Consider the following 12,189-nt stretch of genomic DNA (forward strand, 5'->3'; position numbering starts at 1 on the left):
GTGGTCATCGACGAGTTCGGTGAGCTGCTCACCGCCGAGCCCGACTTCATCGACCTGTTCCTGCAGATCGGGCGCATCGGGCGTTCGATCGGGGTGCACCTGCTGCTGTCCAGCCAGCGCATCGAGGGCGGCAAGCTCCGCGGTCTCGACACCTACCTGTCCTACCGGCTGGGGCTGCGCACGTTCTCGGAGTCGGAGTCGCAGGTGGTGCTGGACACGCCCGACGCGTTCCACCTGCCTGCGCTGCCTGGATACGGCTACCTCAAGGTCGACACGAGCGTGTACACACGGTTCCGCGCCGGCTATGTGTCGGGACCGGTGGTGCGCAACCGGACCGTGCGGGACGACGAGGACATCGCCCCGCAGCCGATGCTGCTGCCGCTGTACAACGGCATCAAGCGTGACCGGGACGACCAGGGCCCCGCCCTGTCACCCTTGACCAAGCCCGACACCTCGCTGACGGTGGTGGAGGCGGCGGTGGAGCGGACCCGCGACGATGACCGCGCCGTGCGGCCCGTGTGGCTGCCGCCGCTGCCGGAGCGGCTGGCACTCGGTGCGGTGATCGACCGTGCCACCGCGCGTGACACACCGCTGACGTTCGCGATGGGGCTGGTCGACGACCCCGAGCACCAGGCGCAGGACCCGTGGCTGCTCGACCTCACCCGCGCCGGTGGGCACGCAGCGATCATCGGCGCGCCGCAGACCGGCCGCTCGACCCTGCTGCGCACCGTGGCCGCATCGCTGGCTCTCAGCTACACCCCGCGTGAGGTGGCCATCTACGGCATGGACCTCTCGACCGGTGGCCTGCAGCGCATCGAGGGGTTCCCCCACGTGGGCGGCGTGGCCACCCGGTCCAACCCGGACCGGCTGCGGCGGCTGCTCGAGGAGCTCTCCGGGATGATGGCGATGCGAGAGGCGGTGTTCCGCGACCGGGGCATCGACTCCACGGCGCAGCTGCGGTCCATGCACGCAGCAGGGCGTGTGCCCGAGCTGCCGGCTGCCGACCTGGTGGTGCTGGTCGACGGCTTCGGCGCGCTGCGACAGGATTTCGAAGACCTCGAGCAGCACTTCATCGACATCATGCTGCGGGCATCCAGCTTCGGGATCCACCTGGTGCTCGGGATGACGCGGTGGAGCGAGCTGCGGATGGCGCACCAGGCGCTGTTCGGCACACGCATCGAGCTGCGGCTGAACGAACCGAGCGAGTCCAACATCGACCGCAAGCTGGCGGCGCTGCTGAGCGCCGACCGCCCCGGGCGTGTGCTGCTGGATGACAAGAAGATCGCCCAGGTCGCGCTGCCGGTGCTCGATGTGGTCTCCGACGACGAGGTGAGCGAGGAGCTCGAGGAGCTCGCCAAGCGCACCGCGGAGTCCTGGAGCGGGCCGGCTGCGGCACCGATCCGGCTGCTCCCGCACTCGCTGTCGCCCGACGACCTGCCGTCCGCGTTCGAGGAGCCCGACGTGGTTCCGATCGGGCTGCGCCAGGACAGCATGGAGACGGCGGTGTGGGACTTCGCCGGCGAGGACCAGCACCTGTTGGTGTTCGGAGACGCCAAGTGCGGCAAGTCCACGCTGCTCCGCACGATCGCCAACGGGCTCATGGATCGCTTCACCCACGAGGAGCTGGCGATCGCGGTCATCGACCCGCGCGGCCGTGTACCCGACGTCATCAGCGACGACTACCTGGCCGCGCACGCCCGGAACGCCTCGCAGGCGCGCGGACTCTGCACCACGATCGCGAGCGAGCTCGAGAAGCGCCCCTCGCTCGACCCGGAGACACGGGCACGGTCGCCGCGGATCGTGCTGCTGATCGACGACTACGACATCGTGGGCGCCGGTGGCACCGACCCGCTCGGCCCACTGCTGCCACACCTGCCCAACGCGCGCGACCTCGACCTGCATCTGGTGCTCACGCGCCCGGTCGCCGGCTCGGGACGTGCGATGTACGAGATGTTCCTCCAGGTGCTGCGCGATACCGGCGGATCGCTGCTGGTGATGTCCGGTGAGCGCAGCGAGGGCCAGGTGGCGCCCCGGGTCTACCCGGAGCGGTTCCCGCCCGGACGCGGCCGGTTCCTGCGCCGTGGCGAGCGGCCACACATCATCCAGGTCGCCAACACCGAGCCGGTGTCGGCGCCTGCCGCGATGGCGGGGGCAAAGGCGTGAAGACCCTGGCAGTGGTCGGGACGGCCGGCGGCGTGGGGGGCACCACGGTCGCCGCGCTCGCGTTCACGGGCATGCGGCAGCATCCGCTCGGGGGTCCGATGCTCTACGCCCGCCCGAGCGCTCGCCTGATCGATCGCGTGGGCTCCGACGAGGTCCCTGCCCTCAACGGCGACCTCGCCATCTGGGACGCCGGCCAGCACAGTCCGGAGAGCGCTGCAGCACTGCTCGAGGCGGGCGGCTGCGCGCTGGCCGTGGCAGCTCCGGCCACCCCACTCGGTGTGGCCGATGCTGCGCGCGTGCTCAGTACGGTCGCCGAGCTGGGTGAAGACGCATTGGGCTCGGTCGCGGTCGTGCTCAGCCAGGTCAACGGGCGCGCCCGCGCCGTGCCTGCGACATCGATCCCGTCGCCGTTACTGGTGCGGATCCCCCACGACCGGGGCCTCGCCTCCCCTGGCCCGATCCCGCCGGTCGGCCAGCTCGGCTCCCGCGCCCGCGCCGGCGCGGTGGCATGGCAACGCCGCGCCACCGCCCTCCTCTCCCCCTGATTTCAACGCTCTTCCGGCACAGCGACACTTTCAACGCTCTTTCGGCACAGGGACGGTTTGACTGCTGTTTCGGCAGTTATCCACAGCTGCTGGCTGATGCACCGGTATCCACAGCAGGGGTCGGCGGCGCGAGCGGGCAGCCACACGGACCTGGTGCGGTACCGCACATGGACACCTTGATACTGAATCGCACGTTCGCCGACACCTGCGGCGTATTCACACCGGCCATGGCCTCACAACTCAATCTGTCACGACGTGACGTGGCACGACTGCGAGCCAACGAGGAGGTCGTCCGGGTCTGCGGTATGGGCATGACCGCCGCTGGCAACGAGATCACACCGGCACGGCGCGCGATGGCCGCACGGCTGACGTGGCCGGAAGGGATCATCTGCTTCCGATCTGCTGGGGAGTTCCATGGGTTCAAGCTCGACGACGACGGGCTGACCCACATGCTCATGCCCAACGGACGGCGACCGAACCGGGGGTTGGTTCCGCACAGCTGGAGCGTCCGCCCGACCGAGGTTGAGCGGCGTGGCCCGCTGCTGCTGACTGATCGGCGCACCACGTTTGCTGACTGCCTCGGCCGGCTTCCCGAACCCGAGGCGTGGGGCCTCCTGGCCTGGCATTGGACCAGAGACGAACTGACCGAAGAAGACATCGCCGCCCAACTTGACGAACGCAACTACCTGCACGGAGTGGTGCGGCTGCGCGCGATGCTCGACGCCGTTCGAGACGGCGCGCTGAGTATGGGCGAGGTCAAGTTCCATGGATTCCTCCGCGACGACAACATCACCGGGTGGGAAGCCGATCAGAAGATCTGGTGCCGAGGCCGCATCGTTGCCCGTGTCGATGTGTTGTTCAGGAGCCTGCGGCTGATCCTGGAGTTCGACGGCGCGATCGCTCACAACGAGTCCACAGCAGTGGCCGATGCCGCCCGAGACGAGTTGCTCACGAGCCTGGGTTACCGTGTCGAGCACGTGACCTGGGCGCAGATGTACGAGCGTCCGGGCGAACTCCGGCGCAGGATCCGCACCGCGATCCAGGAGGCCGCGGCTCGTATCGCTGCGTGACGCCGAAACAGCGTTGAAAGCCTCCCGGTGCCGAAACAGCGTTGAAAGCCTCCCGGTGCCGGAAGAGCGTTGAAAGCTAGAGGCCCTGGGCGAGGCGGTGGTAGGCGGCGTTCCAGCGGAGCTGCTGCGCGAAACCGCGCACCGTGGTCTGCTCGTCGATGACGGCAAGCTCCACCTCGGCGATGTCGGCGAAGTCCTCCCAGACCTCGCGGCCGATCGCGGTGGAAAGGACCGTGTGGTGAGCGCCGCCGGCGGTGAGCCAGGCCGTTGCCGAGGTGGTGAAGTCAGGCCGCGGCTCCCACACGGCGCGGGCGACCGGGAGGTTCGGCAGCTCGGCGTCGGGCGGCACGATGTCCACGAGGTTGGCGGTGAGCCGGAATCGCTCACGCAGGTCGGACATCGCGACGACGATGCCCTCGCCAGGGTCGGTGTCGAAGACGAGCCGGACTGGGTCCTCGCGGTCACCGATGCCGAGCGGGTGGATCTCCACGCGCGGCGTGCCGGTGGTCTGGGTGGGGCAGATCTCGAGCATGTGCGCGCCGAGGATCTTCTCCTTGCCGGGCGTCATCTCGTAGGTGTAGTCCTCCATCAGCGAGGCGCCGCCGGGTAGCCCGTGGCCCATCACCTTGGCCGCGCGAACGAGCACGGCGGTCTTCCAGTCGCCCTCGGCGCCGAAGCCGTAACCATCGGCCATCAGCCGCTGCACGGCCAGTCCAGGAAGCTGGCGCAGCCCGCCCAGATCCTCGAAGGTCGTGGTGAAGGCCGTGGCTCCGACCTCCTCGAGGAACGAGCGCATCCCGAGCTCCTGAGCAGCGGCGTACCGCAGCGACTCATGCCGTTCACCGCCCGCCTTCAGCTCAGGCACCACGTCGTAGAGCTGCTCGTACTCGGCGACCAGCGCGTCGATCTGCTCGGCCGGCGCGGCGTCCACGCGCTCCACCAGCTCGTTGACACCCCACGTGTTGACGGCGATGCCGAAGCGGACCTCCGCCTCGGTCTTGTCACCTTCGGTGACCGCCACGTAGCGCATGTTGTCACCGAATCGCGCCAGCGTGGCACCGCGTAGCGCGGCCCAACCGGCTGCGGCCCGTGCCCAGCGGCCGACCTGCTGCTGCACGCCTGTGTGGCTCGCGTGCCCCACCACGATCTTGCGCGGCACCGACATCCGCGCGGCGATGTAGCCGAACTCGCGGTCGCCGTGCGCGGCCTGGTTGAGGTTCATGAAGTCCATGTCGATGTCCGCCCACGGCAGCTCGACGTTCGCCTGCGTGTGCAGGTGCAGCAGCGGTGTGGCCAGCGCGTCCAGTCCGGTGATCCACATCTTCGCCGGGCTGAAGGTGTGCATCCAGGTGATGACACCGATGCAGGAGTCGTCCGCGTTGGCCTCGAGGGCCAGCCGCCGGATCGACGCCGCATCCTTCAGGACCGGCTTCCACACGATCTCGACCGGGATGTCATCACTCGCCTGCAGGTGGGCCGCCACGTGCTGCGACTGCTCGGCCACCTGCGCGAGCGTCTCCTCGCCGTAGAGGTCCTGGCTGCCGGTGAGGAACCAGATCTGGCGGGTCTCAAAGGGGTTGTTCACTGCGCGGTCTCCTGCTTGTTCTCGACGGCGGAGCCGCCTTGTCCATAGACGTTCTGATAGCGGTCGAAGAGTGAGTCGATGTGATGCTGGGCGATCGGCACCGGGTCGCCGAGCTGCCGGGCGATGTGCACGGTGCGGGCGACCTCCTCGCACATGACGGCGGCCTTCACGGCATCCTTCGCGTCCTTGCCGATCGTGAAGGGTCCGTGGTTGGCCATGAGCACGGCGCGGCTGCGGGAATCCTTCAACGTCTCCACGATGCCGCGGCCGATCGAGTCGTCCCCGATGACTGCGAACGGCCCGACGGGGATCTCGCCGCCGTACTCGTCGGCCATCATCGTCAGCACGCACGGGATCGGCTCGTGCCGGGCCGCCCATGCCGTGGCGTAGGTCGAGTGGGTGTGCACCACGCCGCCGACCTCCGGCATGTGCGCGTACACGTAGGCGTGCGCGGCGGTGTCGGAGCTGGGCTTCAGCTCGTCGGGTGTGCCGTCGTCGATCTTGTTGCCGTCGAGCGTGCAGACCACCATCGACTCGGGCGTGAGGTCGTCATAGGAGACGCCGGAAGGCTTGATGACGAACAGCTCGGGCAGCCCGCCACCCGCGCCCGGCACCCGCTCGCTGACGTTACCGGCGGTCCACACCACAAGCTCGTACCGCGGCAGCTCCGCGTGCAGCGCCGCGACCCGCTCCCGGGTCGCCTGCACCGAAGCCTGTAGCTCGGCGGGCAGGTCGGCAAGGACGATGGTGGACATCAGGCGATCTCCTCGGTGGGCTCGAGCAAGGGGGCGACGGCGGTGCTCGCCGTCGCTCCCGCGTGCACCTCGCGGCGGATCGCCTTGAGGCGGTGCATGACGTCGTTGCCGCCCCGGCCGAAGTAGTCGTACAGCTGGGTGTACTCGGCGAAGAGTCTGTCGTAGGCGTCGGCGGCCTCGGGGTTCGGTGTGTAGGCGGCCTCCACCTTGCCGCCCATCGCGCCGGCGCCCGCGCGGACGTCGTCGTAGTACCCGGCGGCCACGGCGGCGTGGATCGCGGAGCCCAGGGCCGGGCCCTGCTCGGAGACGATCGTCGAGAGCGGCAGCCGCGTCACGTCGGAGTACATCTGCATGAGGAACCGGTTCTTGAGCAGCCCGCCGGCCACCACCAGCTCTGTCACCGGCACCCCGGAGTCGACGAACGCCTCGACGATCACCCGGGTACCGAAGGCGGTGGACTCCAGCAGCGCCCGGTAGATGTCCTCGGGTCGGGTGGCCAGGGTCTGGCCGAGGATCAGGCCGGACAGCTCGTGGTCCACGAGGACCGAGCGGTTGCCGGACTCCCAGTCGAGCGCAATCAGCCCGTGCGCCCCCACCTGCTGTGCGGCGGCCAGCTCGGTGAGGTATTCGTGCAGGCTCTGACCGGCGGCGGCTGCGGCCTCGCTGTAAGCACCGGGCACGCCGGTCGAGACGAACCACGCGAAGATGTCACCCACGCCGGACTGGCCCGCCTCGTAGCCGAAGCTGCCGGCCACGATGCCGCCATCGACCACACCGCACATACCGGGCACCTCGGCAAGGGTGTCGCTGCTGATGACGTGGCACGTGGAGGTGCCCATGATCAGCGTCATCTGCCCGTTCTCGGCCGCGTTGGCCGCGGGTGCGGTGACGTGCGCGTCCACGTTCCCGACCGCCACCGCGATGCCCTCGGGCAGTCCCGTCCACGCGGCGGCCTGAGCCGTGAGCCGCCCGGCCGCAGATCCGAGATCGCCGATCGGTGCGCCGTCGAGCTTGTCCTTCACGAACCCCGCGAAGTCGGGGTTCAGCGCGCTCAGGAAGTCAGGGCTCGGATAGGAGCCGTCCTGATAGATGCCCTTGTAGCCGAGCGTGCAGGCGTTGCGGACGTAGCTGCCGCTCAGCTGCCAGACGATCCAGTCTGCGGCCTCGACCCATTGTGCGGTGGCGTCGTAGACCTCGCGGTCCTCCTCGAGCAGCTGCAGGCCCTTGGCGAACTGCCACTCGCTCGAGATCAGGCCGCCGTAACGGGGCAGCCACGACTCCCCTCGCGAGCGCGCGAGCTCGTTGATGCGATCGGCCTGCCCCTGCGCGGCATGGTGCTTCCACAGCTTCACGTACGCATGTGGCCGGTCGGCGAACTCCGGCAGCTCGCACAGCGGCGTGCCATCCGCGGTGGTCGGGACCATCGTGCAGGCGGTGAAGTCCGTGCCGATGCCCACCACGTCAGCCGGGTCCACGCCGGCGGCCTCGAGCGCGGCCGGCACAGCGGTCGTGAGCACCTCCACGTAGTCGGCGGGCACCTGCAGTGCCCACTCGGGTGGCAGCGGCTCGTCCGCGTGCGCCGTCAGGGTGCGATCCATCACGGCGTGGCGGTACTCGTGCACCGCACTGCCCAGCTCGGCTCCATCGGCGACGCGCACCACGACAGCCCTGCCCGAGAGGGTGCCGTAGTCCACGCCGACAACGAGCGCTCGGTCGGCGTTGACAGTCATGAGTGCGATGTTAGCGTTCACATGTCCGATATGCACGCACATCCGGCCCATGGACGTACCGATAGCATCGACTTTCCTGACAGATGCGGAGCTGCCCATGTCCTTCCAGGCCTACCTCGACGCCGTCGAGACGAAGACCGGCCTCACCCCGCGTGAGCTGCTCACGGCCGCCCGCGAGCGCGGGTTCGACGAGAGCACCAAGGCCGGCCCGATCCTGGCGTGGCTCAAGGAGGACTACGACCTCGGGCGCGGGCACGGCATGGCGATGGTCCACGTCATCACCAAGGGCGACGTCATCTCGGACAAGCACGTCGGCTCCGGCGGCACGCCCGCCGACGCCTCGAATCGACTCTGGTTGGACGGCAAGGCGACCAACCCGAGCACCTAGCCCCAGCCCCCTCGCGGAGCAGGGAGTTCTGGTCGGTATCAGAGCGCATACCGAACAGAACCCCCTGCTCGAGCGGTGTGTCACCGCTCATGCTCGTCAGCGTGGCGCCGCGGTGCTCGAACGCTCCACCAGGGCCGGCGGGAGCCGCCTCGGTAGCGCGGTGCCGCCGGCGATCACCTCCACGAGCGCGCCCAGCGCGGCAGCACCGAGTGCCCGGAGGTCCTGCTTGATCGTGGTCAGCGGCGGGTAGAAGTTGGCCGACCCTTCGAGGTCGTCGAACCCGATCACGGAGACGTCCTCCGGCACCCGGACCCCGGCCTCGGCGAACGCCCGCAGCACGCCGAGAGCGGTGAGGTCGTTGGCGGCGAACACGGCGGTGGGCAGGTTGTCGAGCAGCGAGCGCCCCAGCGCGTACCCGCGCTCGGAGCTCCAGTCCCCCACGAGATCCTCCCGCGGGGCCACGCCGGCATCCGCGAGCGCGGTGTGCCACCCGTCGACGCGGGCCGCCGCGTCGAACCAGTCGGTGGGCCCAGAGACCTGCACGAGATCGGTGTGCCCGAGCGCCAGCAGGTGTTCGGCAGCCAGCCGTGCACCCGCCCGCTGATCCACGGAGATGGTGGGGACGCCGTCGGGCGGATCCCAGGCCGACACCACGAGAACCGGCACCTGCGCGCTGAGCGCATGCGCGACCTCGGCGACCCCGGGGGTCGGTGCGATCACCACCACACCCTCGACGCCCTGCTCCACGAACGCATCAGCGATCTCGCCGTGCAGATCGGGCTCCGGCTCGGGCGCGATGGCGACCGTCACGAAGTAGCCCGCCGCGCGAGCCGCCTGCTCGAGCGCGCCGAGCGTCCCTGCCGGACCGGACCGTGAGGACCCGCTCGCCACGATCCCGAGCATGCCGGAGCGCCGCGTCACCAGCGCCCGCGCAGACATGTTGCGCCGGTACCCCAGTTCCTCGATCGCCGCCAGCACCCGTTCACGGGTGGCCGGGCGCACCGAGGCGTGGTCGTTGAGCACCCGCGAGACCGTCTGGTGGGACACACCGGCGAGCCGGGCCACGTCGGTCATGCCGGGGCGGCGGCCGTTGCCGTTCGGTTCACTGCTCATCGAGACGAACACTAGCGACGCCGGTCTCCCCGACTACCGTGTTCCCCCACTGGTGGGCGGCAATTGCTGCGCGTTCGGCGTCAGCGTCACCGTGTCGCCGGTCCAGTGCTCGCGCAGCCACCGGTCGTGCGAGGCCACGACGACGGCGCCCGGCCAGTCCTGCAGGCCCGCCATCAGCTCGTCGGCGAGGGTGAGCGAGATGTGGTTGGTGGGCTCGTCGAGCAGCAGCACGTCGGGACGTTGGGTCACCAGCATCGCGAGCACCACTCGTCGTCGGGTGCCGACCGAGAGCTCCGTGACCGGCCGGTCCAGGTCGCGAGGGGCAAGGAGCCCGTGGCTCTCGACGGCGGATCGGTCACCCGGGTGGATCTCCCGCCCTTCGGCCGCGGCGAGGAGGGCGCGTGGGGTGCGGTCCTCGTCGGCGAGGTCGAGGTCCTGCTCCAGGAGCCCGATCCGCACGCTGCGGGCGGCGCTGACGGTGCCGGAGTCGGTCTGCAGGTCCCCGGCAAGCAGGTGCAGCAGCGTGGACTTGCCCGAGCCGTTGGGACCGGTGATCAGCAGCCGCGCGCCCGCGGCGATCTCCAGGCGTGGGACGCCACCGGCGTCCATGTCGAGGCGACCTCCTACGGTCGCGTGGTGCGCCCAGGCCAGCAGACCGCCGTCGGGCACTGATCCGGCGGGAGCCTCGAACCGCAGCGGCGGGCGCGGCTTGCGAACCTGCTCCCGTTCGAGCGTCTCCAGCCGCAGCATGGCGTTGCGGACGCGGCGCGAGACGCCCTGCTCCACGCGGCCGGCCTTGAAGTCGTAGAGGAACTTGTCGTTGTCACGTGGGCCCCGACCGGGCGCGACGTCCCGCGCGGTCACCGCGACGGCGTGGCGCAGCTCCTTGAGCTCGACCTGCTCGCGCTCGTAGCGCTGCTCCCAGCGGGTTCGGTCGACGCGGCGCTGCTCGAGGTAGTCCGAATAGCGGCCGCCGTAGACGGCCGGGGGCGGCTCGGGGCGCGCCCCCGGGTCGAGGTCGACGATCTCGGTCGCGACCTGCTCGAGGAACGTGCGGTCGTGGCTGGCGAGGAGCACGGCGCCGTCGAGGCCGGCGAGCTCCGTGGCGAGGAAGTCGGCGGCGTCATCGTCGAGGTGGTTGGTGGGCTCGTCCAGCAGCAGCGCGCGCGGCCGGCGCAGCAGCAGTGCGGCGAGCCCGAGGCGAGTGCGCTGCCCGCCCGACATCGCCCCCACGAGGCGAGCACCGCCGTCGAGCACGGCTTCGAGACCGAGCCCGGCGAGGGTGCGGGCGGCACGGACATCGGCATCCCAGACCTCGGCGTGCTGCGCGGCCGCGAGGGCGCGGTCGTAGGCGCGGGTGGCGCGGTCGCCGGGGTCGTCGGCGAGCGCTGCGGCTGCCTGCTCGAGGTCATGCTCGAGGCGTCGCAGATGTGCGAGCGCGTCCTCGATGACCGAGGCCGCGGGCGTCGAGTCCGGGTAGCCGAACTCCTGGTCGAGCACACCGAGGTCGGGCGGACGCTGCACGGTCCCGGCATCCGGGGTGAGGGTGCCTGCGAGCACGCGCAGCAGCGTGGACTTGCCCACGCCGTTCTCGCCCACGAGCCCGGCCCGATGGCCAGGTGCGACGGCGAGCGAGATGTCGGTGAGTACTGCCCGGCCGCCGAAGGCGACGGAGACGGCATCGGCCGTGAGGACGGGCGAGAGGGTGGTGGACGGAGTAGACATGCGAGACCTGCCTGGGGTCGACGAACGAGGGTCGGGGCAGGTCAGATCCACATGGGCGCCACAATAGGTGGTCTCACCGCGCCGCTCAACGGTTTTCTCCGAGCACCGCCGCGGGCCCAGCCTCGAGACGCGAGACGCCCTGGAGATACCGGACTATGGATGACTTCCTCAGCGATCTGACGCGCGACCTGCCTGGCTGGCTCGGGATCGTGCTGGTGGTCGTCGTGGTCGGCGGCGGCTGGTTCGGAATCAGCCGCCTGGGTGCGTGGGCGGCTGCCTCGTCCGAGCGGCGCGCTGCCGTGGCGACGGCGCGGGCGACCGCGCGGAGCCTGCGCCCGCGGTACGCGCGCTCGTCTGCGGCGCTGGTCGCGGAGCCCGACGCGTTCGCGCTCGCCGCCTCGGCCTGGTTGGCGCACGCGAGCGGTCAGCCGTTGGATCGGTTCGCGTACGCGCACCCGCAGGCCCTGGAACCGATGCTGGCGCGCTACTACGGCGTGCACGATCGCGACGACCTCGAGACCGAGCTGGTACGGCTGCTCGTCGAGGGGCACCGAGCGTGGCCGCACGGCGACGCCGAAGGGCCGATCGACTTCGCCGTGTGGGATCTGGTGCGGGTGGTCGAACTGTGCCGCGCCGGACTCGGGCTCGGCGTGCTGACCGAGGCCGACGCCCGTGACACCGCCCGTTTCGCGGCGGGCACGCTGCAGGCCAGGTACGGCGACTGGTCTTCGCTAGGCTCCCAGCTCGAGCGCGCCTTCCGCCACACCCACGACGAGGTGACCCGCCACGCCGCGCGCCTCGCGCAGATCGAGTGCGACGGCATCCGCACCATGCTGCAGAGCCCCGACGGCCCGTGGACAGTGGTGCCCTGGACCACCCCGGTGGCGGGAAGCGAGCTACGCATGCTGCCCGCCGACCCGGCCCGGGTTCGTCGCGCGGCCCTCACCGAGCCGTGGGAGGCACCGATCAGGGCCAAGCAGCTGGGAGGCTGAGCGGTGGACAGTGTGCACCGTGGCCCTGTCGTACGGTGACTCCGTGTCGGGGAGCACTCAGCAGCACGGGTCGCGACTGGTCCTGATGCGGCGCGGCGCCCCCGTGTCCTCGATGGTGGGGCT

10 protein-coding genes are annotated in these 12,189 nt (G+C 70.4%); 5 read left to right on the forward strand and 5 right to left on the reverse strand.

From position 1 onward, the window contains the following. The 3 genes from eccCb to ACOJSN_RS11775 form a co-directional block, all read left to right on the forward strand. Nucleotides 1-2,163, forward strand: a 2,163-nt coding sequence (gene eccCb, locus ACOJSN_RS11765) for a type VII secretion protein EccCb (RefSeq protein ID WP_420112687.1), incomplete at its 5' end; no start/stop codon positions are given. After that, a complete protein-coding gene (locus ACOJSN_RS11770) occupies nt 2,160-2,708 on the forward strand; it encodes a hypothetical protein (protein WP_420112688.1) in 549 nt (182 codons plus the stop codon). The genes eccCb and ACOJSN_RS11770, both read left to right, overlap by 4 nt. Next, a complete protein-coding gene (locus ACOJSN_RS11775; RefSeq protein ID WP_420112689.1) occupies nt 2,672-3,778 on the forward strand; it encodes a DUF559 domain-containing protein in 1,107 nt (368 codons plus the stop codon). Before ACOJSN_RS11770 ends, ACOJSN_RS11775 begins: the two co-directional genes overlap by 37 nt. Nucleotides 3,779-3,854: 76 nt before the next feature. Here ACOJSN_RS11775 and araA read toward each other — a convergent pair whose 3' ends face one another. Genes araA through araB form a run of 3 tightly spaced genes read right to left on the reverse strand, consistent with a single transcriptional unit; the run spans nt 3,855 to nt 7,848 of the window. Then, entirely contained in the window at nt 3,855-5,363 is a 1,509-nt protein-coding gene (gene araA, locus ACOJSN_RS11780; protein WP_420112690.1) for an L-arabinose isomerase, read from the reverse strand. After that, entirely contained in the window at nt 5,360-6,118 is a 759-nt protein-coding gene (locus ACOJSN_RS11785; RefSeq protein ID WP_420112691.1) for an L-ribulose-5-phosphate 4-epimerase, read from the reverse strand. The genes araA and ACOJSN_RS11785 overlap by 4 nt, the downstream gene beginning before the upstream one ends. Beyond that, complete coding sequence (gene araB / locus ACOJSN_RS11790) at nt 6,118-7,848, reverse strand: ribulokinase (RefSeq protein WP_420112692.1); 1,731 nt, start codon at nt 7,846-7,848, stop codon at nt 6,118-6,120. The genes ACOJSN_RS11785 and araB overlap by 1 nt, the downstream gene beginning before the upstream one ends. 97 nt (nt 7,849-7,945) lie before the next feature. Between araB and ACOJSN_RS11795 the strand changes: the two genes are divergently transcribed. Next, entirely contained in the window at nt 7,946-8,236 is a 291-nt protein-coding gene (locus ACOJSN_RS11795; protein ID WP_420112693.1) for a DUF4287 domain-containing protein, read from the forward strand. 96 nt (nt 8,237-8,332) lie between these two features. On the opposite strand, the gene ACOJSN_RS11800 is transcribed toward ACOJSN_RS11795, so the two are convergent. Both ACOJSN_RS11800 and ACOJSN_RS11805 read right to left on the reverse strand, forming a co-directional pair. Next, on the reverse strand, nt 8,333-9,349 hold the full coding sequence (locus ACOJSN_RS11800; RefSeq protein WP_420112694.1) for a LacI family DNA-binding transcriptional regulator: 1,017 nt from the start codon (nt 9,347-9,349) through the stop codon (nt 8,333-8,335). Nucleotides 9,350-9,382: 33 nt separating this feature from the next. After that, nucleotides 9,383-11,074, reverse strand: coding sequence for an ABC-F family ATP-binding cassette domain-containing protein (locus ACOJSN_RS11805; RefSeq protein WP_420112695.1), 1,692 nt, complete (start codon nt 11,072-11,074; stop codon nt 9,383-9,385). A 155-nt stretch (nt 11,075-11,229) separates the two neighbouring features. Here ACOJSN_RS11805 and ACOJSN_RS11810 point away from each other — a divergent pair, with 155 nt between their 5' ends. Next, nucleotides 11,230-12,066, forward strand: coding sequence for a DUF1266 domain-containing protein (locus ACOJSN_RS11810; RefSeq protein WP_420112696.1), 837 nt, complete (start codon nt 11,230-11,232; stop codon nt 12,064-12,066). Nucleotides 12,067-12,189 lie beyond the last annotated feature (123 nt).

The sequence above is a fragment of the Pseudactinotalea sp. genome (genome assembly GCF_048594945.1).
Classification (GTDB): Bacteria; Actinomycetota; Actinomycetes; order Actinomycetales; family Beutenbergiaceae; genus Pseudactinotalea.